16 protein-coding genes are annotated in these 20874 nt (G+C 66.4%); 6 read left to right on the top strand and 10 right to left on the bottom strand.

What is annotated here, in order from left to right; translation table 11 throughout:
• Positions 1-24 precede the first annotated feature (24 nt).
• From OXU42_13520 to OXU42_13565, 10 genes are all read right to left on the bottom strand, one after another.
• Positions 25-1647, bottom strand: coding sequence for a cation:proton antiporter (locus OXU42_13520; GenBank protein MDE0030407.1), 1623 nt, complete (start codon positions 1645-1647; stop codon positions 25-27).
• Positions 1648-1775: 128 nt separating this feature from the next.
• Entirely contained in the window at positions 1776-2348 is a 573-nt protein-coding gene (locus OXU42_13525; protein MDE0030408.1) for a VUT family protein, read from the bottom strand.
• 116 nt (positions 2349-2464) lie between these two features.
• On the bottom strand, positions 2465-4153 hold the full coding sequence (locus tag OXU42_13530) for an iron ABC transporter permease (GenBank protein MDE0030409.1): 1689 nt from the start codon (positions 4151-4153) through the stop codon (positions 2465-2467).
• Between the two features lie 137 nt (positions 4154-4290).
• The gene (locus OXU42_13535) at positions 4291-5100 is read right to left on the bottom strand and encodes an isochorismatase family protein (protein ID MDE0030410.1); all 810 of its coding nucleotides are present in this window, start codon (positions 5098-5100) and stop codon (positions 4291-4293) included.
• The gene (locus OXU42_13540; protein MDE0030411.1) at positions 5097-6941 is read right to left on the bottom strand and encodes a hydantoinase B/oxoprolinase family protein; all 1845 of its coding nucleotides are present in this window, start codon (positions 6939-6941) and stop codon (positions 5097-5099) included. The genes OXU42_13535 and OXU42_13540 overlap by 4 nt, the downstream gene beginning before the upstream one ends.
• Positions 6925-9072: a hydantoinase/oxoprolinase family protein gene (locus OXU42_13545; protein ID MDE0030412.1), complete on the bottom strand. Its 2148-nt coding sequence runs from the start codon at positions 9070-9072 to the stop codon at positions 6925-6927. Before OXU42_13545 ends, OXU42_13540 begins: the two co-directional genes overlap by 17 nt.
• Before the next feature lie 52 nt (positions 9073-9124).
• Positions 9125-10237, bottom strand: a complete 1113-nt coding sequence (locus OXU42_13550) for an ABC transporter substrate-binding protein (GenBank protein ID MDE0030413.1) — start codon at positions 10235-10237, stop codon at positions 9125-9127.
• A gap of 154 nt (positions 10238-10391) precedes the next feature.
• On the bottom strand, positions 10392-10874 hold the full coding sequence (locus tag OXU42_13555; GenBank protein ID MDE0030414.1) for a hypothetical protein: 483 nt from the start codon (positions 10872-10874) through the stop codon (positions 10392-10394).
• A 33-nt stretch (positions 10875-10907) separates the two neighbouring features.
• Positions 10908-12083 carry an MFS transporter gene (locus OXU42_13560; GenBank protein MDE0030415.1) on the bottom strand — a complete coding sequence of 392 codons (1176 nt, stop codon included), beginning with the start codon at positions 12081-12083 and terminating at the stop codon, positions 10908-10910.
• A gap of 28 nt (positions 12084-12111) precedes the next feature.
• Complete coding sequence (locus tag OXU42_13565) at positions 12112-12708, bottom strand: class I SAM-dependent methyltransferase (GenBank protein ID MDE0030416.1); 597 nt, start codon at positions 12706-12708, stop codon at positions 12112-12114.
• A 152-nt stretch (positions 12709-12860) separates the two neighbouring features.
• On the opposite strand from OXU42_13565, the gene OXU42_13570 reads away from it, so the two are divergent.
• The 6 genes from OXU42_13570 to OXU42_13595 all read left to right on the top strand — a co-directional run.
• Complete coding sequence (locus OXU42_13570) at positions 12861-15869, top strand: PAS domain S-box protein (protein MDE0030417.1); 3009 nt, start codon at positions 12861-12863, stop codon at positions 15867-15869.
• Positions 15866-17314: a UbiD family decarboxylase gene (locus tag OXU42_13575; protein MDE0030418.1), complete on the top strand. Its 1449-nt coding sequence runs from the start codon at positions 15866-15868 to the stop codon at positions 17312-17314. The genes OXU42_13570 and OXU42_13575 overlap by 4 nt, the downstream gene beginning before the upstream one ends.
• Positions 17315-17361: 47 nt before the next feature.
• Positions 17362-18396 (top strand): tripartite tricarboxylate transporter substrate-binding protein, encoded by a 1035-nt coding sequence (locus OXU42_13580; GenBank protein MDE0030419.1) that lies wholly within the window; start codon positions 17362-17364, stop codon positions 18394-18396.
• Positions 18397-18463: 67 nt separating this feature from the next.
• A complete protein-coding gene (locus OXU42_13585) occupies positions 18464-19192 on the top strand; it encodes an iron-containing redox enzyme family protein (GenBank protein MDE0030420.1) in 729 nt (242 codons plus the stop codon).
• 98 nt (positions 19193-19290) lie between these two features.
• Positions 19291-19998, top strand: a complete 708-nt coding sequence (locus OXU42_13590) for an iron-containing redox enzyme family protein (GenBank protein ID MDE0030421.1) — start codon at positions 19291-19293, stop codon at positions 19996-19998.
• A gap of 26 nt (positions 19999-20024) precedes the next feature.
• Positions 20025-20874, top strand: an 850-nt coding sequence (locus tag OXU42_13595) for a cupin domain-containing protein (GenBank protein ID MDE0030422.1), incomplete at its 3' end; no start/stop codon positions are given.

Consider the following 20874-nt stretch of genomic DNA (forward strand, 5'->3'; position numbering starts at 1 on the left):
GCTATTCTGTGCAACGCATACCGCCTACACCTCTCCCCGGACTTCGGTGGTGATCATTTCCAGGATCTCCTGGCTGGTGATGGTGCCGACGAATGCCCGCGTTTCCCGGTCCAGCACGGGAATGGCGGTGAGGGAGTTCTCCGACATGCGCTGGAGCGCGTCTTCCACCAGCTCGTCGGTCCACGTGGTGGGCGTGGCCTCGCGCACGATCTTGGCAAGCGGCGTGTCGGACCAAGCGTGCTTGGGCAAGTAGCGCAACATGGCGAGAGAAACGATGCCGGCCAGGCCGTCACGGTCGGCGACCACATAGTCCTGCTGGCCGGGCTTGATCCATCGGTCCGCGAAGTCCCGCACCGACAGCTCGCGGCCGGGGTGGGCGTGGTTGCGGTCGATGATGTCGCCGACCCTGATGTTGTCCAGGGCGAAGCGGATCATGGAAGGCGGCAGATCCTCCGCCGGCGACACCGGCTCCCCGGCCTCGACACGGCTCACCGCGATGCCGATGAACGGCGGCGCCAGCAGGATGTAGGCGAGCATGATGAGGACGAAGAGCGAGAAGACGTCGCTGCCGATGATGCCGTGTTCGAGGAGCACGAGCAGGACGGCGATTTCCGCGACCCCCTTGGCCATCAGGCCCGTGGCGAGGGTGACCGGCGCATCGAAACGAGCCATGGAGGCGCCGAGCCACGCCCCCGCGAACTTTCCGGCGAACGGGACGACCACCAGCGCCGCGATGGTCCAGATCGGCATCTCGGTGAACGACAGGCCCAGGTGCAGGCCCGCGGAACTGAAGAAGAGCGGCACGAAGAACCCGTCCGCCACGCTCTTCAGGCCGGGGATGATGTCGCGGTGCACCTGGTGCGGGAGGCGCGACAGGGCGACGCCCAGGAGCAGCGCGCCCAGGGACCCGTGCAGACCCATCTCCTCGGCGCCCACGACCGCCACGAACAACAGGCCCAGAATGAGCCCGAACGACAGTTGCGGGACGCGCAGCAGCCGTTCCAGGAACTCGATCACGGGCGGGATGACCCGGCTGGCCAACACCCAGGTCACCACGATGAAAGCAGCGATCTGTCCCAGCAGGAGCAGCACCCCCGCCAGGGTCACATGCTCCGCGTGCTCGCCGATGGTAAACCCCACCAGGAGCAACACCAGCAGTTCCGCGATGAGCGCGGTGGTGAACATTTCGATACCGACCGGCTGCCGCAGGCGGTCGGCGTCGATCAGTACCTTGGCGACCACGCCCAGGCTGGTCAGGGAAAGAACTCCGGCGAGAGCGAGGGAGCCGCTGAAGTCGAGACCCAGCCCGAAGTCGAACAGGAGATTGGACGTGACCAACAGGGACACGACGAGCGGAATGATGACGGAAATGACCGCCGCCACGAAGAAACGGCGGTGGATGGACGCCATGAACGCCGAGACGTCGAGCTCTTCCAGGCCGATGAGGAAGAAGTAGAGAAAGATCCCGATGCTGAGCAGGATGTGCAGATAGTCGTTGAGATGGACGACACCGAAGACCGGCCCAAGGAGTATCCCCGTGGCCGTGTAGGCGACGATGGAGTTCAACCGGAAGCGTTGAAGGAGGCCTTCGGCGAGCTTGGCGACGACGATGAGCAACCCGGTGGAAAGCAGCGCATCCTGAAGCATGTCGGCTCCACGGTCGGCGGCAGTACGGGTGCGGTTCCGGAAGAAGTCGACGTTGCGCCGCACCCCGCGGCCGACCCCGATGCGACTCTAGGACGATTCCGTCGAACCGCGCAAGTCCTCCAAGGCAGTCAGGCCGGCCTCAGCCCCAAGCGCTCGTCGCGCCGGCGCAGCAGCACGATGAAGGGCAAGGCGAGCACCACCATCCAGGACTTGCCGATGACCTGTCCCAGCAGGAACTCGATGCTGCCGAACGCCAGGTAGAGGAACAGAATGCTGTCGACGATGAGACCGACCACGCTGCTGGCGAAAACCGCGAGCAGCAGCCGGCGTCTTTGCAGCGGCGTGTAAACCGCGAGGTCCGCCCCCTCCGAGAACAGGAACGCCGCGCCCGAAGCCATCACCAGGGCCGGCGGCGCGAACAGCGCCGAAAGACCCGCCCCCGCCACCACCGCCACGGCCGCCCATTTCACTCCGATGCGCCGCTGCACCAAGTCGCGCAGGACGAATGCCAACCCGATGGTCACCACACCGCTAGGCGCCATGATCCCTGGCGCCACCGGGATCAGGCACGGCGAATCCGGCGGACACACCGTGCCCACGTTGCCGATGAGCCAGTTGGCGGCCGGGATGCACAACCCGAATCCGATGAGAAAAAGGACGCCTTCCGTGCGTCTTCGACGTTCAACTCCGTTGTTGGACACTACCCATGCCTCCCGCTTGTGCACCTCGCACACCTTCTAGCGGGTTGGTCTCGTGGTCCGCAAGGTCGCGGCGTCGCCCGTCCGCGGAGCCGGCATGCGCGTCGCACTCGTCCAAATTACCCCTGCCACATGACCACGCGCCGCCCGAGGGCGAAATAAACGACGATCAACGGCACTACCAGGACCAGCGCCACGAGCGAGACCGCGGCCGCCTGGTTCAGCTCGCCGTCTCCCCAGATGGCCCAGATGTAGACCGGCAGCGTCGTGTTGTGGCGGGTCACCAGGAGCGCCGCCATGGTCAGCTCGCTGTAGGCGAGGAGCGCCATCCAGAGCCAGGCGTAGAGCAGAGTCGGAGCGAGCAGCGGCCTCACAATGCGCCAGAACACGGTCATGGGCTCCAGCCCGGACACGGCGCCCGCCTCGTCGAGATCCTTGTGGATCTGCAACAGCGAAGAGTTGTACATCCTCGTGGCGAAGGGAATCCGGGCGACGACGTTCACCAGGATGATGATGCCGATGGTGCCGTAGAAGGGAACGTAGGCCGGCAGCCAGAACAGGGCGATGAACAGCGCGCCCACCGCGAAGATCATGTTGGGTATGACGTGGGGCAGGAAGGAGACGACGTCGAAGAGCCCGGAGAGCCGGTTCTTGCGCTTGACGATGTTCCAGGACAGCGCCACCCCGACGAGCGTCGCCAGGGTCGGCACCGCCAGCGTCAGCACCGCGGAGTTCCGGAGCGAGGACCAGAAGGTAGTCCACGGTATGTTCTCGAAATTGGACAAAGTCACCATACCCAAAGCCGACCACGACGGCACCATGAGAAACGGGATCAGGGAGGCCCACACGAGCATCAACAGCGGCAACAGCAGGTTGAGCGTGACCACCGATCCGATGAAGAGCCAGCCCGCGATGCGCCACCGGCCCAACTCGATGAGCCGCGGGCGATAGGCCTTGCCCGATATCACCTGGTAGCGTTCGCCGCGCCGGATGGTGCGCAGGTACCACCAGCTTATGAGCAGCGCCAGGGCCATCATGAAGACGCTGGTGGCGCCGACGATGCCGTAGTCCGGCGGCGCGTCGAGGGGCTGGGCGCGCACGTAGAGGAAGGTGCTCAGGGTGTAGGTGCGGTTGCTCATGCCGAGGAACGCCGGGACGTCGAAGGTCGTGATCCCCAACGCCATGACGTAGAGGCCCGCCGCCAGGATGCTGGGCCACATGAGCGGCAGCGTCACGCACCAGAGCCGGTCCCGGAAGCGCGCGCCGTGGACCTGCGCGCTCTCCTCCAGGGCCGGGTCCATGTTGCGGAAGGCGGGCGCGATCATGATGAAGGCCAGCGCCACGAAATTGAGGCCCTGAACGAAGCCCATTCCTGGCACAGCGCCGATGTTGAAGGGGGCGGCGTCGAGGGAGAAGAGATCCATCAGCCACCGGTTCACCACGCCGATGCGCGGATGGAGAAGGAACTGCCAGCCCATGGCCGGGAAGAAGGCCGGCACCGCCAAGGTCATGGTGAGCAGCGACACCACCCAGCCGCGTCCCGGCAAGTCCGTGCGCTCCGCCAGGAACGCCATGGGCACGGCCAGCGTGAGCGAAGTCACCACCACGACCAGGGTGAACCAGAACGTGTTGACGGACGCCCGGAAGGCCGAGTCATCGCGAAAGAACTCGTGGAAGTTGTCGAGTGTCCAGACCCCGCCGGCTATCCGCCCTTCCTCGAGGAACGCCACCTGCACCACGACCGCCAACAGCAGGCCGATGACCGCGAACGCGATCAGGCTCAGGACGATGAAGGGCGGCGCGCCCATCCACAGCCGACGCCATTGCGGCCGGCGCCGGGGTGGCGGATGGTTTGTCGGCGATACGCTCATGGACTGACGGTACGGCGGCCCGCAGAGGATGAAGGACCGGGCCGTGTGGTACGGACCGCCGGCGGGAAACCCGCCTAACGGAACTCTATGGCGGCGAGCCTGGAGAACCGGAACCGGCCGGCGACCCGCGGCAGGACCGTGAACTGGTGCAACGTGTACTCCATTTCGTAGTCGGAATGGGCGTAAACGCCGTCCATTGGCACCACCACCGTGTAGCCGTGGGCGCGCGCCGCCGTGGTGGCTGTGTAGAGCAGCGCGAAGTTGGCCGCACCGCCCAGAAACACCAGCGTGTCGGTCCCCCAATCTTCCAGCAGCGCCCGCAGCTCACCGCCGAGGAACTTGTCGTAGCCGTTGGGATAGAGCACCGGCTCTACGTCTCGCCGGGCGAGGGCCTGGGCCACCGCGCCGTCCGGCGTGCCCTTCTCCCACACCACCACCGTAAACACCACCGGAACGGACGCCGCCCGGGCCTTGTCGAGAAAGGCACGAGCCGGGCGGATCAGCGACTGCGCCGGCTGGGACGGGGATTCGGCCTTGGTGTTCAGGTCGAGCACCACCACCGCCGTGCCGCGCGCCTCCAGCACCGCGGACTCCGGCTTGACCCGGTTGGGCGCGGCGCGTGGCGTGGACCGCTCCTCGTTGATGATCACCGTGGCGTCCAGCGACACCCCGCAGCGGGGGCAATAGCGCTCCTCCAGGAGCGCCCGCCCCTCCATGATCCGGTGGAACGGCCCCATGCGCCCGGGCGGCAGCAGCCGGGTCACGCAGGCCGCGCGCCAGTCTTCGCCGGCGGCGCACAGCCGGTGGCCGCAGGCGGCGCATTGCACCCACTCCGCGCCCCGCTGCTCCACAAGCTCGAGATTTTCCCGCAACGGCCGGCTCACGACCCGGCTCCGCGGTTCTCCGAAAGGCGCTGTCGCCGGATCTCCTCGGTCGCCTGGAAGTCCACGGCGAGGGAATCTGGGTCTATGACCACGCCGTAGACGTCGCGCGCGGTCTCCACCGACACCAGTTCGTCTTCCACGTCCTTCAGAACCGCGCGGGGGTCACGGTCCAACGGGCTGCCGTAGCCGCCGCCCATGCCCAAGGTGTAGTAGAGGACGTCGTCGGGCCTCAGCTCGAAGCTCGCGTAGGGCAGCACCCGCGGCGTGCCTCCCAGCTCGTCGAGGTTCTGCGGCACCCTGTTGGCGTGGAGCTTCTCACCCAGCGCGGTGCCCTCCAGGTGCACGAGGATGCTCGGCGCCCCGGGGTAGCCCCCGAAGATGCCGCGGCCGCCGTTGACGAGACCGGCCACGCCGAAGGCGACGCCTTCGATCTTGCCCTCCGGCGCCTTGTGCACCGAGAACGCCATCTCCGCGCCGGTGCCTCCGCGATAGCGGCCCGCTCCCTGCTGGTCCCTGGCATGGCGCCGGAACAGGAACAGCATCGGGCAGTTCATTTCCAGCCACTCCACGTTGGGACAGGTCATGAAGTCGAGCTTGGTGGTGTCGACCCCGTCCATGGTGGCGCGGGCTCCGCTGCCGCTGAGGGGCGACATGGCCAGGCTCGTGGAATAGAACGCGCCGTGCTGGTTCACCCCCGACGTCCGCACCCGTCGCCCGCCCCAGATCCGCACCATGATCTCGTCGCGCCACGCCTCGCTGCCCGCCAACATGCCGTTGAGCACCGATACCACCACGTACTTGGCGGTGGCGCCGCCCGAGGTGGTGTTGAGGGAGACCGGCGCCGGATGGGTGACGTTCACCAGGGTCCCCGGCGGCGCGATGGTCTCGATGGGCCGGAACAGCCCGTGGTTGCGGGGGAAATCGTAGGCCACGGTCTCCACGATGCCTTCGAAGCAGGTGCCGAAGGTGGCGTGGTAAGGCAGGTTGACGCCGACGCTCGCCTGGGGGTCGGTGCCGGTGAAGTCGAAGACCATGCGGCTGCCCTGCTTCTTCAGGGTCAGCCGGACGGTCCACGAGCCCTCCCTGGACTCGATGGCGGCGCTGTCGCTCCACTCGCCGTCCGGGATCGCCTCCAGGCGCTTGCGCAGCGCGCGCTCGGAGTAGTCGATCATCTGGGCGGCCACGGCGTCCATGAGGTCGACGCCGTGGTGGCCGTAGAACTGCCTCATGCGCGACTTGGCCACGCTGTGGCCGGCAAGCTGGCAGTTGATGTCCAGCGCCACCATGTCGGGACGCCGGGTCATGTTGATGAGGGTGTCGAACACGTCCTTGCGCAGGTTGCCGCGGTCCACCAGCTTGATGCCGGGAATGCGCAGGCCCTCGTGACAGATCTCCTTGGCCTCGGGGGAATCGCCGCCCGGGGACATGGCGCCGATGTCCATCACGTGGACGAACGACGCGCTCCACGCGATCAGACGCCCCTCCACGTGGATGGGGGAGATGAGGTAGACATCGGATTGGTGCACCGCGGAGACGTAGGGGTCGTTCAGGAGGAACACGTCGTCCTCGTGCACGCCGTCGTATTCGGCGAAGCGCTCGATGATCCACTTCACCGTGAAGCCGGCGCAGGCCACGTGCCAGGGCATGGACTCGCCGGTGGCGAGGATCTCGCCGTCGGCCCGGTAGAGCGAGGCCATGTAGTCGTGCATCTGGGTGGTGTTGACCGTTCCGCCGACCCGCTCGATGGTGGCGCCCATCTCCTTGGCGATGCGCTGGAGCCGGTGCGAGAGGATCTCGAAGGTCACCGGATCCACGGTGCTGCCGCTATCGTTGCGCTCCATCGTCCTCCCTCCTGGAAAGGGTCGCGCGCGACCCCACCGTGATGCGGACGTTGCCCAGTTCGTCCATCACCGCCCGGTCGCCCGGGTTGATCAGGATGGTCGTGATGGGTGTCTCGATGACACCGGGTTCGGCGATGACCATGCCCGGGCGCATCCGTGCGACATCGTAGAGCACGGTGGGCGCGAAGTCGCCGAACTCCTCGAAATAGACCGGCCGGGTGCCCTTGCGGGCGGCCGATGCCTCGCCGCCGCCCTCCAACGCGCGCAGGGCAGGCTTGGGCAGCGCCCCCGAGCCGGTGACCCGCAACGTGACGATCTCCCGCCCGGCGGCCCGGTAGGCGGAACCCTTCCCGTAGGCGGCCTCGTAGAGACCGTCGAAGCGCGTGTACACGGCTTCGAGGTCCTCGTCGGTCAGGGGCGCCTCGCCCGGCGGGATCGGCACGTTGATCTCGTGGACCTGGTAGCGGTAGCGCATGTCCACGCTCCGCGCCAGGGTGATGTCATCATCGCCGAAACCCGCGTCCTCCAGGCTGCGGCGCACCTTGGCCAGGACCGGGGAGAATGACGCGTTCAGACGGTCCGGGGGCACCGGCACCAGGGAGCGGTCGGAGACCCCCTCCTCGTACACGACGTCCGAGGCCACCAGGCCCACGGCGCCGTGGACCGAGGCGGTCACCGGGACCACCACCTGCTCGATGCCCAACTCGGCCGCGAACCGCCCTGCATGCACGGGGCAGGCACCGCCGAAGGCGAACATCGTGTCGCCTCGGGGGTCGTGTCCCCTCTGGATGGTGGCGTTGCGGATAAGGTCGCTCATCTGGGCGTTGACGATGCGGTGGATGGCGCCGGCCGCCTCGGTAACGCTCATGCCCAGGGGCTCGGCCACCTTCTCCGCCACGGCCCGGCGCGCCGCCTCCACGTCGAGGGCAATCTGTCCGCCGAGGAAATACTCGGGGTTCAGGTAACCGAGGATCAGGCTCGCGTCGGTGACCGTGGGCTCGGTGCCGCCGCGGTTGTAACACACCGGCCCGGGGCTGGCGCCGGCGCCTCGCGGACCGACCTTGAGGAGGCCCGTCCCCTCCTCGATCCAGGCGATGCTGCCACCGCCGGCGCCGATGGACTCCACCCAGATCTTGGGGGACAAGAGACGGTAGCGCAGGAAGACGGGCTGGTAGTCCCGCTCCATGACGGCGTCGCGGATGATGCCGACCTTGAAGGTGGTGCCGCCCATGTCCGCGGCCACGATGTGGTCGATGCCGGTCAAACCGCCCATGTAGCGGCACGCCGCGACCCCGGCCGCGGGGCCCGACTCGATGGTGCCCACGGCCTTGCGCACCGAATCGTCCACCCCCAGGACGCCGCCGTAAGCCTGCATGACCAACGGCTCGCGCTGAAGTCCGCGGTCGCGCAGCAGCGCGCGCAGGTCGTTCAGGTACGCGCTGATCCTCGGGCCGATGTAGGCATTGAACACCGTGGTGGCCGTGCGTTCGTACTCCCCCTGGAAGGACGCCGCCTCGCTGGAGAGCGTGACGAAGAGGTCCGGGTAGCGCTGCCGCAACAGCTTCCCGAGCAGCCGCTCATGGCAATCGTTGGCGATGGACCAGATAAGCGACACCGCCACGGACTCGACGCCGTTGTCCACGAGCTTGCGGATGGCGTCCTCGGCCTCGGCTTCATCCAGGCCCACGAGCACGTCGCCCTCGAAGTCCACGCGCTCGTTGACCTCGGCGATGCGCCGCTTGGGCACGAGGGGGTCCGGCTTGGTCAGGGCCGCCATGTGGTGGGCCTCGGACTCGGGGAGTCCGGCCACCACGCCGCCGCGCATCATCAGGATGGTGTCGCCGAACCCGGCGGTGGCGATGAGCCCGGTGCGCGCGCCGCTGCGCGTGATCAGCGTGTTATCGCCAATGGTGCACGCGTGGTAGAAGAGCCGGGTGGCCTGCAGCAACCCGCGTTCGTCCTCCATGCCGAGGTTGCGCGCCGCGTCGCGCACGGCGTCCAGCACGCCCAGCGCAAAGTTCCGCGGCGTCGAGGACGCCTTGCCCAGGGTCATGCCCCCCTCGCCGCTCACCGCGACACAATCGGTGAACGTGCCTCCGATGTCGACGCCGACGATGTAGTTGTCGTTCACGCTCGTGTCCCGGCTACACGGCCGAGGGGACAGGCATTTACGGGACGCGACACTAGTTCCCGCGCAACTTCTTGGCGAGCTTGCGGGAGACCTTCTGGTAGAAGTACGCGTTCTTCACCACGTTCTGGTCGGTGCCGAAGTAGATCTTGGCACCGGCGGCGCGCTTGCTCTCCACCAGCTTGTTGAGCTGCGAACCTTCGCGGAACGGCGAATCACGCCCGATGACCTTCCAGATGGTGTCCTGTCCCTGCTTGGTCAACGTGTAAACGGCGAGGAGCTTCGCGAGATTGGGATGCGCGCTCGTCTTCGGCACGCTGACCTCGCTCGCGGTGCCCGACATGAAATCGTCCATGGTGGCGAAATCCACCGGCCCCCCCTTGGCCTTGAGCCGGGAATAGGCCACCGGCTTGGTGTCGAAGGCGAAGATCGGGAACTCGCCCGTGGCCACGCGATTGTGCACGCCCGTGCGCGTGGTGCCGATGATGGTGCCGTTGGCTACCATGGCGTCGACGATCCGGGTGGCTTCCTCCTCACCCAAATGGATCGCCGCCTCGACCCAGCCGACGGCAAAGACCGTGGTGCCGATCTTGCCCTTGTACTTGGGGTCGGTGAAGTCCTTGTACGACTTCGGCAGGTCCCCGGCCTTCACCAGGTTGGTGTTGTAACCGATCACGTGGATGGCCGCGCCGTTGACCACCGCGGCGCCGTTGATGCCGATCTCCTCGTCCTTCAGGCCGGGCACGAGGTTCTTCCAGTCCACTCTCAGGAGCGCCCCGGCCTTGTCGGAAGGAATCTGCTGGCGCGAGGGGGCGAAGAAGATGTCGGTGCTGGCGGTGCGCCCGGTCTTGACCTCGTCGATCAGCCGCGGCATCAGCTTCGACGCGCTCGGTCCGGGAGTCGCCTTGAGGCGCACGTTGATGCCGTAGGTGTTGTTCAGCCCCTTTTCGAGGGCCGCCATGAGTTGCGGCGAGTGCCAATCGCCCGATCCGAAGACGTTCAACTCGCCTTCCTTTTGCGCCGCGGCGACGAGTTGCTTCAGCGCGTCGCCACCCGACTGAGCCACCGCCCCGCCGACGAATGCCAGAACCATACCGGCCGCCATGGTCACGACGGCGGCGCGCCGCCAAAAAAGACCCCGATCAAACAGCCCGGAAAGAACCTTCATGGTCGTTACCTCCCAGAGTCACTGCGGCCTTCCACGCTTCAAGAGACTGGGCTATGCATATTTTGAGCGGGGACGCGTTGTCAACAGTGACCCTGTTGGCGGCGATGTCAACGTAGGCTGTTTCAAGATCGGATTTTGAATCAGCCTGCGCTTGTCACGCTCGATACGGCTTCGGCGGCTGAGGGTTGTTCGCGGGATTCGTGTCGTGCTTCGCCATGGCGGCCACCGCGGCCCCGCCCACCAAGGGCCGCAACTCCGCTTCCAGGGCGTCGGCCTTGGCCTTGGAGTAGACTTCCTCGCTGTTCACGTAGAGCGTGAAGGACTTGAGGTACTTCGCTTTCTTGATCGGGTCCTCGATGGTGGCCCTGGTCCAGGCGTAGAGAGGATACTTGTCGACGCCTTCCCGCTCGGCTTCGGCGCAATAGCCGGCGAAGGCATCGTACTGGCATTGCAGCGCCGCGTTGTGCCGGCCCAGTATGTCCCGCAGCCGATCGAGGTCCGGATGGTCGTCCCCTGCCTTGGCCGCCTCGGCGACATCGTCGGCCAGAGTGATGCGCAACTGATATTGCCACTGGCGGGTTGCCGCCCCGGAAGTATTCTCCGACATGGCTCGTTCCTCCGGTTCCGAGTCTCCCATGAAGGGGCTGCCGCCTCAATCCATGCTTCGCCTTCAGTCCCGCCCCAGCGTCTCCCTGGCCACGAACGCCAGCCCGGCCGCGGCAGCCAGCAGGACAGGGGCGTAGAACAGGAACGCCCTGCCGGCACTGAAGGTGTCGGCGAGCCAGCCGCCCACCAGCGGACCCATGACCCCGCCGGACTCGCCCACGGTGCGGCGCAGGCCCTGGAGCCGGCCCCGGGCGCTCTCGGGGATCACGTCGTAGGTGGACACCGACAGCGCCCCCAGGGACATGCCCTGGGCGAGGCCGATGAGCACCATGATCGCCACCAGTTGGGGCAGGGTCGAGGCGAACGGCAAGGCCAGGAACGCGATGCCCGGGAGCGCGGTGCTGGGGACGCTGGCGTACTTGCGGCCCACGCGGTCGGTGATGAACCCGGCGGGCAGGATCATGAGCAGGACGAACAGCCCGGAGACGCCGAACAGGCTCCCCACCCGAGCCGCGGAGAAGCCCAGCTCCACCCCGGCGAAGAGCGGCAGCATGCCCTGCAGGGTGGTGCGGTACATCTGCATGCTGAAGGTGGCGATCACCAGCACCACGAAAGTGGCGCGCAGGTGCGGCAATACGTCCGACACCTTTCCCCACCAGGCGATCTTGCCGACCTGGCCCCGGACCTCGTCGCGGCGCGCCAAGAGTCCGGTCAGGAACACCAGCGCGGCCCCGGCCGCGTACGCCAGGAACACCATGCGGAACCCCACCCACTGGGCGACGACTCCGCCGGCTACCGGGCCGATGGCCGTACCCGCGGACTTGACCCCCATGAAGCCGCTGAGGAGACGCCCGCGCTGGTGCTGTCCCACCATCTCGACACCGGAGACTTCCCGCGCCATGCTCCAGACGCTGTCGCCGACGCCGGCCAGAAACTGCCCGAGAAAGAGCAGCACGAACCAGGGCGTGACCGCCGTGGTGAAGGCGCCGCACAGCACCAGGGCGCTTCCCGCCAGCATGGCGGCCTTGGCGCCGTAGCGGTCGATGAGCAGGCCCGCGGGAATAAGGACAATGGTGCGCCCCAGGGCATGGGCGGTCACCACCTGCACGGCAAGCCCGGCGGACACGCCGAATGATGCAGCCAGGAGCGGGATGGTCGGGAACACCATCCCGTGCCCCAGGCTCATGAGCAGGACCGTGCCGTAGAGGAGCGCCAGACTGCCGGGCCGTGCGCCCGTCATTGGGAAAGAACCTCGGGGCCGGCGGGACTCAGGGTTTGGAGCCTCCATAAAGGGAGAGGCCGGAGCTCTTCTGGTGGCACGCCACGTCCTGGAAGCCCGCGCTCCGGAACCAAGCGAGCTGATCGTCCATGGTGGCCGATCCGCGATCGAGGTTGAAGAAATGCCCGCCGGAGCGCAGCCGCCCGAAGATCTCCTGGTAGACGTCCCCGATGATCTCTCCCACCCGGACGTTGTGGATGGCGTTGCACGACACCACGAGGTCGAACTCGCCGTCGGCCGCGCGGCTCCAGTCCTTCTTGCTGAAGTCCGAGATGACGTACTCGAACCGTCCCGCGAGGTCCTTCATGCGTTCGCTGCCGAGGTCGGCCATGGCCGCGGAGCCGTCATGGCACACCGCCGTGGCCCGGGGAAAGGATTCCAGGAGAAATTTGCTGAGCGCACCGTAGCCGCACCCGACGTCCATGAACCGGAAGGCATCCCCGCTCTCGAACGGTATCAGCTCCGCGATAAGCGCGAACTGGCGGGCCCGCAACGTTTCGTTGCGCCGCTGGCGTTGAGCCCAATCCTCGACGTATTCCGGGGAATTCCAATCATGCTGCCGGAGCGGGTCGGTGATCTGTGCCATGAATGCTTCTCGACCTCCTCTCGAAGGGTCCTTCAACGTAGCGAAACGGGACGGAGGACCCGCGTTGATCAGAGTTTGCTTAGACCATATGTCCGCGGATGTCCAGGTTGACAGCCGGACCCGGCGGGCTTATAGATTGCGACGGTGAAGGGATGCCCTGGGGCTCTTCCATCCCTCCGTTGCTCCGCCCTACCATGATCAACGCCAGGATACTGATCGTCCAGGACCACGCCTCGGACGCCGCGGCCCTCGAAGCGTGCCTGCAGGAGCTGGGCCATACGGTCTGCGCCACCGTTTCGTCCGTGGAGCAGGCCCTTGAGAAAGCCGCGGAAACGCACCCCGACCTTGCGCTGATCGACCTCGGGCCCGAAGACGGCCTGGACGGCGTCGAGGTCGCTCAACGCATCGGAAGTCCGCTGGACATTCCGGTGGTCTATCTCACCGGCGAGGTCGACGAGGCCCGGTGGCAGCGGGCCCAGGCCGCCCGTCCCTTCGGCTACGTGCTGAAGCCGTTCGAGAAACCGCAACTGCACCTGAACATCCGGACGGCCCTTTCCCTGCACGAGAGGGAACGGGCACAGCGAGAGGCCCGAGGCGGACTGGACCGGACCATCGACGAACTGAGAAGCCGGGCCCGCCTCCTGGAGGCGGTCCTCGACAGCATCGACGACGGAGTCATCGCCGCCGACGAGAACGGCGAAACCCTGGTGTTCAACGCCGGCGCCGGACGCATGTTCGGTTCCGTCGGGCCGGATGCGGCAAAGGACCAACGGTCCGGCACATTCGGCGCCTTCCTGCCGGATCGCGTCACGCCGTTTCCGCACGCCGACTTTCCGCTCACGCGAGCCGTCGCCGGCCAGTCCACGGACGACGTCGAGATGTTCGTGCGCGATCCGGATACGTCGGCCGGGCGCCTCGTCCGCGTCAGCGGACGGCCCATCCATGGCGGCGAGCACGCGGGAGGGGTCATCGTGTGCCGCGACGTCACCCGTGACAGGGAGGCCTCGGCCCGCCTGGAGCAGGCGGTGGAAGAGATGCGCCTCCGGGGCGAGACCATGACGACCGTGCTGGACAAACTCGGCGACGGCATCGTCATCTCCGACGCCACCGAGCGCAGCACCTTTCTGAACGCGGCCGCCAAGCGGCTTCTCGGCACCGGGGTTCTCGACGCGCCCTTCAGCGAACATTCCCGTACGTACGGCATCTTCCATCCCGACAAGGAAACGCACGTTTCCACCGAGGAGCTTCCGCTGGTGCGCGCCGTCAACGGCCATGACACCGACGACATGCCGCTGTTCATCCGCAACGAGGACAATCCGGACGGAATGGTCGTCATGGCCCGGGGCCGGTCCGTGGAGAGCACGGCTACCGGCAAGGTCGCGGCCGGCATGGCCATCCTTCGACCCGCCGCCGATCACGGCGGTACGAGAGCCGGCCTGGACGATATCGTCGGCAATCTGCGGCGCAAGAACGAGATGCTGGAATCCATCTGCGACAACATCAGCGACGGCATCATCGTGGCGGACGCCACAGGCCAGGTATTGTTCGTCAACTCGACGACGTTGAAGATCTTCGGCGAGTGGTTTACCGAACCAGCGGTGGCGGACTGGTCCGCGACATACGGCATTTTTTATCCCGACATCAAGACACCCGTCCCCACCGAACAGCTTCCGGTGGTGCGCGCGCTCCAGGGTGAGGAAACCGGTGAGATGGAGCTGTTCATACGCAACGAGAGCAATCGGGAGGGGACCTACATCATCAGCCGGGCATCACCCATCTTCAACGGCGACCGGACCGCGGTCGTCGCCGCCATGTGCACCTTTCGCGACATCACCCGGGAAAAGGAGGCCGAAGACAGACTGGAAAGCACCGGCAGCGATCTGCGCAGCCAGACCCAGCTCCTGGAAACCGTCTTCAACAGCATGAGCGAAGGCATCGTGGTCGCGGACGCGACCGGGAAGTTTCTGTACGTAAACCCATCCGCCCAAGAAATCGTCGGCATGGGCCCGGTGGATGAGCCTCCCGAAGAATGGGCTCAAGTGTACGGCACCTACTATCCCGACCGGCAAACCCCCATCAAGTCCGAGGACCTGCCGCTCCAGCGCGCCATACTCAAGGGCGAGTCCGTCGACGAGGAGGACGTGTTCATCCGCAACCAGAACAGGCCGGACGGCATCTACATCAGAGTGAGCGCGCGGCCGCTACTCCACGATGTCGCCGGCGTCCGAGGGGGTGTGATCATCTTCCGCGACGTCACCGAGCAGGTGAACGCACAGGAAGCGCTGGCCCGGGCGTTCGCCCAGGGCCGGTTGGAGATCGTCGAGACCATCCTCCACAACATCGGCAATGCGATCAACAGCGTCACCGTCGGCATCGAGACCGTGCGCCATACGCTGGCCGCCGATCCGCTCGCGCGACGTCTCCGCGCCCTCGCCGATGCCCTCAAGGACCATCAGGCCGATTGGATCGATTACATCTCCAAAGATCCACAGGGCCGGAAGGCCCTGCCGTTCGTCATCGCCATCGCGGACGATTTCGCCAAGCGGAACGAAGCGTTGGCGAGGACCGTCGAACGGGTCGAGCGCAGGGCGAATCACATCGCGGATATCGTCCGCACCCAGAAGGCGATCGGCGGCCCGAGCATGAGCTGGAAAGACATCAACCTGAAGGATGCGCTCACGGAGGCCGCCAGGGTCTTGCAGGATTCGCTCGATCGAAGAGGGATCCGCATCGAGATCGACTGCGAGGACGCGCCCAGGGAGATCCGTATCCAGGAGAGTCCGTTTCACCAGACGATCGTCAATCTGATCAAGAACTCGCTCGAAGCCATCGACGCTCTCGCCGCATCGGGTGGACTCGAGGAAGCGCCTCGCATCCACATCCGCGCCCACGTCGAGGACGACTTTTTCCTCCTCGACGTCACCGATAACGGCATCGGCATTGACATGAAACGCCATAAGCTGATCTTCGCCGCCGGCTACACCACGAAAGAGTCGGGCTCCGGCCTCGGCCTCTATTCGAGCGCCAGCTTTGTCACCGGATCGGGCGGGCAGATCTACCCCATGAGCGACGGCATCGGCTCGGGAACCACCATGCGCATCCGGCTGAGGCGTTCCTCCATCACTCCTCCAGCCGCCGTGCGCTCGGAGATGGAGCCATGACGAAAGAGCAAAGGGACGTCGAAGCGGCCCTGGATCTGCGGGCTTTTACGGAACGGCTCGAGCAGGCCGGGAAGCTCAAGGAGATCAGGGGCGCCCACTGGGACCTGGAGATCGGCGCACTCACCGAGATCGCGGCGGAATCCGGCGAGGGCTCGGCGCTGCTCTTCGACGCCATCCCGGATCATCCGGAAGGGTACCGCGTGCTGAGCAACGTCCTCCGGTCCCCGGAATCCGACGCCCTGGCCCTGGGCATGCCGCCGGATGTCCGCGGCCTGGATGTGGTCCAGGCCGTAAAGGGACGGCTCCAGGACCTGAAGCCCGTTCCTCCTGCCGAAATCGGTGAATCGCCTCTGCTGGAGAACGTCGCCCTCGACGGCGACGTCAACGTGCTCAAGTTCCCCACTCCCAAGTGGCACGCCGACGACGGCGGCCGCTACATCGGCACGTTTACCGCCACGGTCTGCCGCGATCCCGATACCGGCTACGTCAACGTCGGCACGTACCGCGTCCAGGTCCACGACGAGAACACGGTGGGAGTGTGGATGATTCCCGGGAAGCACGGGGACCTCATCACCCGGAAGTACTGGGCGCGCGGCGAGAGCTGTCCGGTGGCCGTCGTGTGCGGCCTACCCCCGGGCATGATGACCGCGAGCGCCGTGGGCATTCCCTGGAACATGAGCGAGTACGACTTCCTGGGGGGCCTCCTGGAAACCCCCGTGCCGGTCATCAAGGGGCAGAAAACCGGGCTGCCGATACCCGCTTTCGCGGACATCGTGCTTGAAGGACACATCCCGCCCCCCGAACAGGAGACCCACGAGGAGGGGCCGTTCGGGGAGTGGCCCGGATACTACGCCTCGGGGTCCCGGCAGGCTCCGGTGGTAAAGGTGGAGGCCGTCTATCATCGCGACAACCCCATCATCACCGGCGACCCGCCGCTCCGGACTTTCCTCAACAGCGAGACCCACAAGTACATCCGCTCGGCCAACATCTGGTCGTCGCTGGAGCGCGCCGGCATCCCCGAGGTGCAAGGAGTGTGGTTTCCGCGGCAGGGCCGCTTCGTGGTCACCGTGGCCATAAAGCAGCGCTACTCGGGCCACGCCAAGCAGGCGGGATACGGCGTCCTCGCCACCCGCGACGGCGGGCGCGACGTGCGCATGGTCGTCGTGGTGGACGAGGACGTGGACATCACCAACATGGGCGAGGTGCTCTGGGCCATGTCCACCCGCTGGGACCCCCGGACCGACTCCGAGATCCTCGACGTGGCCGCCAGCATCCTCAACCCGCGGCTTTCGCCCCAGGACAAGCAGCGCCGGGAGCTGACCACCTCCTGCATGGTGGTGGACGCCTGCCGGCCCTACAGTTGGAAGGACGAGTTTCCGAAGATCTCGACCGTGAGCGACGAATACAAAGCCCAAGTCCGCAAGAAGTGGGCGGACCGGCTGTGACACGGACGACGGGCACCGCGCCCGTTTCACCGACAGGAGGATTTCCCATGCGACACCCATTCCGATCGGCGGCGATCCTCTCGTTGCTCCTGTGCGTGAGCTTCACGGCCACGGCAGGCGCCGACGTGGCGGAGTTCTACAAGGGCAAGACCCTGCGATTCATCCTGGGCTCGTCTCCGGGAGGAGGCTTCGACACCTACGCCCGCACCATCGCCCGCACCCTCACCAAGCACATTCCGGGCACGCCGAAGATCATTGTCCAGAACATGCCCGGCGCCGGCTTTGCCATCGCCATGAACTACCTCTACAACGTCGCCAAGCGTGACGGCTCGGTGATCGGGGCGACCAACAGCGGGCTGGTGATGAAGCAGGTGCTCGGCGAGAAGGGCATCCGGTTCGACAATGCCAAGTTCGGCTGGCTGGGCAGCGCCGGCAAGGCCACGCCCACGTGCATGGTGATGTCGCGCACCGGGGCGACCGACCTCGAGGGGATCCTGAACGCTCCGAAGCCCATCAACTTCGGATCCGCGGGCACCCTCACCCGCGACACCCCGCTGATCCTGCGGGATTTCGTGGGCGGCAAGATCAACGTCGTCAGGGGGTACAACGGCACGGCGCAGATTCGCGCGGCGGTGGGGCGCAAGGAGGTGGACGGGTACTGCTCTTCGTGGGAATCGGTGCGGATACAGGCCACGGAAATGCTCAAGGGCAAGGAAGGCGATCGGCTGATTCCCTTCCTCACCAGCGGCGACAAGGAAGAGCCGGTGCTCAAGGACCTGCCGCTGTTCGCCGATCACATCAAGAACGCCGACGAGCGCGCGGCCTACGAAGCGTGGCTGGCGCCGTACAAGCTCTTCCGCGCCTACGTGACTCCGCCCGGCATTCCCGAAGAACGGCTGAAGGCGCTGCAGACCGCGTTCAGGAACACCCTCGACGACCCGGAGTTCATAGAAGCGTCCAGGAAGATCGGCATCGAGATCTCTTATCTGTCCGGGGCCGAGATCCAGTCCCTGGTGAAACAGGTCTTCTCCATCGGGCCCGGGGCCGAAGCGCGGCTGAAGCAGTTGGTCGGGGCGAAATAGGACCGGGGGACGGGACACGAGCGGGCGCTCGAAGCTACAGGACACCGGGAGGCTCGAGGGAGAGCGTATGGAAACGCATATCGCCGAAAGCAACGGCGTGGAGGGCGTCTGGCACGAGTTGGTGGAACTGGTGAACCGGCAGTTCGAGACTCCGCCCTTCCGGCGGCTGCTGGACCTGCGATTCAACCAGGCGCGCGCCCAAGCCCTGTCCATCCAGATGAAGCACTACGTGGCCAACCGGCGTGACTGCTGGGGGTTCGTGGCCGGAGCGGCGCCGCTGAGCGTCAAGCGGCTCATCTGGGAGCACGAGGGCGAGGAACTCATGGGCGACAAGGCCGCGGGCAAGGTCGACCACATTACGCTCGCGGTGCAGGAGGGCAGGATCTTCGGCCTCTCCCCCGAGGACTACGAGCGCGTGCGCCCGCTGGACGCGGCCGTGGCGTGCTTCTACGCGTGGATCCACCTGGCGAAGGACCGCCCCTGGCGCGAGGCGGTGGCGGCGTCGGCGGTGCTGGAGATGCGCAATTCCGACGAACTGGTGCGCGACGGATCGCTGTCCTACCGCGTCGGCAAGAACCTGGAACGCGACCTGGGGATTCCGCTGAAGCGCCAGATCAACAACGCCGAGCACGTGACCGCGGACATAGAGCACGGCCAGCTCCTGCTGGCGGTGGCGCGGGAACACTGTCATACGGAGGAAGACCAACAGGCGCTCCTGCGGGGCGCACGGGAATCCCTCGTGATCGACCGCGCCTACCGGGAGCAGCTCGTCAACATGATGGAGGCGCTGGACTAGGCCGCGGGAACGCGGACCAGTACCCGACAACTTTTGACAATCCGAGTCATTCCACGGCGCGGGCTCTCGCGAGCCCCGTGCCACAGGAGACGGAGACCATGCCCGATATCGCCAAGCTCAAGAGCACGCTGAACGAGATGTGCAACCGCCAGTACGGGACCGACGAGTTCCAGGACCTGCTGACGCTGCCCTGGACCATGGAGCGGGGACGCTACTACGTGGTGCAGAACGCCATCTACACGAAGAACCGCCGGGACTGCTGGGCCTACGTCCAGGCCGCCGCGCCGCTCGACGTGAAGTCCCTGGTGTGGCAGCACGAGAGCGACGAGCTGATCAACGACCCGCGCTGCGACATGGACCATTACACGCTGACGGTCAAGCAGGGTGAGGTCATCGGCCTGACCCGGGAGGACTTCGACAACGCGGAGCTGCCGCCCATGGCCCAGGCGGCCTTCATGGCGTGGCACCTCATCGCCATCAAGGGTCCGTGGCTCGCCTCGTTCACGTCTTCCCAGATGCTCGAGCGGCGCAACAACCCCGAGATCGTCACCGACGGCGGCATGTCCTACCGCATCGGCAAGAAGTTCGAGAACGAGCTGGGCATCAGCCTCAAGCGGATGATCTCGCTCAACGTCCACTCCACCGCCGACACCGAACACTCGGACATGATGGACGGCGTCTACGACCGGCACGTGCGCACCCAGGAGGACTACGACACGGTGCTGCGCGCCGCGAAGCAGTGCATGGCCATCGACCGCGCCTACCGCGGCGGCCTGGCCTACGTCATGCAGCGCATCGAGGGTTGAGCGAGTTGGAGAGGAGTGCAACGACCATGAGCCTCGAAGACCTGAACAAGGATCTGGCCACGAAGCAGTTGGCGGGTTTCTGGGCTTCCAACATCACCGACAACGACGGCGAGGTGCTGGAGCCGCGCACCACCGTGGTCCCCTACCTGTGGAAGTGGGACGACATCTACGACGGGCTGCTGCAGGCCGGCGAACTGGTCAGCCTGGAACAATCGGAGCGGCGCACCATCCGGCTCCTGAACCCCGGCGTGCCCGGCACCACCGGCGCCACCAACACGGTGCACACCTCCATCCAGCTCGTGAAACCGGGGGAGATCGCCAAGGCCCACCGCCATACCCTCACCGCGCTGCGCTTCGTACTCAAGGGCGGCGGCGCCTTCACCACCGTGGAGGGCGAGCGCTTCACCATGCACCCCGGCGACCTGATCCTCACGCCGCAGTGGACCTGGCACGACCACTACAACGGCACCGGCGAGAACATCGTATGGCTCGACGGCCACGACGGCCCGCTGCTCAAGGCGCTGGAAGTGATGGCGGTGGAGCCCTTCAGCCAGAAGCAGCAGCCGGTGGAGGCCATGCCCAACTTCAGCCTGCACCAGTTCGGCTGGGCACGTCCGCCCGAGCAGCTCTCCGAGTTCCCCGACCCGCCCTTCCGCTATCCGTGGGAGACCACCTACGAATCGCTGAAGGCACTGGCGTCGACTCCGGGGGACGACTGCGACGGCGTGCTGCTGCGTTACGTCAACCCGCGCAACGGCGGCTTCACGCTGCGCACCATCGGCTGCGAGATCCAGATGATCCGGCCGGGCGAGACGACGCGCTCGCACCGCCACACCAGCACGACCATCTACCACGTGTTCCGCGGCAGCGGCGCCA

Source organism: Deltaproteobacteria bacterium, assembly GCA_028818775.1.
Classification (GTDB): Bacteria; Desulfobacterota; Binatia; order UBA9968; family JAJDTQ01; genus JAJDTQ01.

Bases quoted from the DNA above. Each gene is read 5' to 3' on its own strand.
- OXU42_13520 (MDE0030407.1), bottom strand. From the start codon at position 1,647: ATGCTTCAGGATGCGCTGCTTTCCACCGGGTTGCTCATCGTCGTCGCC.
- OXU42_13530 (MDE0030409.1), bottom strand. From the start codon at position 4,153: ATGGGCGCGCCGCCCTTCATCGTCCTGAGCCTGATCGCGTTCGCGGTC.
- OXU42_13540 (MDE0030411.1), bottom strand. From the start codon at position 6,941: ATGGAGCGCAACGATAGCGGCAGCACCGTGGATCCGGTGACCTTCGAG.
- OXU42_13550 (MDE0030413.1), bottom strand. From the start codon at position 10,237: ATGAAGGTTCTTTCCGGGCTGTTTGATCGGGGTCTTTTTTGGCGGCGC.
- OXU42_13555 (MDE0030414.1), bottom strand. From the start codon at position 10,874: ATGGGAGACTCGGAACCGGAGGAACGAGCCATGTCGGAGAATACTTCC.
- OXU42_13560 (MDE0030415.1), bottom strand. From the start codon at position 12,083: ATGACGGGCGCACGGCCCGGCAGTCTGGCGCTCCTCTACGGCACGGTC.
- OXU42_13565 (MDE0030416.1), bottom strand. From the start codon at position 12,708: ATGGCACAGATCACCGACCCGCTCCGGCAGCATGATTGGAATTCCCCG.
- OXU42_13570 (MDE0030417.1), top strand. From the start codon at position 12,861: ATGCCCTGGGGCTCTTCCATCCCTCCGTTGCTCCGCCCTACCATGATC.
- OXU42_13575 (MDE0030418.1), top strand. From the start codon at position 15,866: ATGACGAAAGAGCAAAGGGACGTCGAAGCGGCCCTGGATCTGCGGGCT.
- OXU42_13580 (MDE0030419.1), top strand. From the start codon at position 17,362: ATGCGACACCCATTCCGATCGGCGGCGATCCTCTCGTTGCTCCTGTGC.
- OXU42_13585 (MDE0030420.1), top strand. From the start codon at position 18,464: ATGGAAACGCATATCGCCGAAAGCAACGGCGTGGAGGGCGTCTGGCAC.
- OXU42_13590 (MDE0030421.1), top strand. From the start codon at position 19,291: ATGCCCGATATCGCCAAGCTCAAGAGCACGCTGAACGAGATGTGCAAC.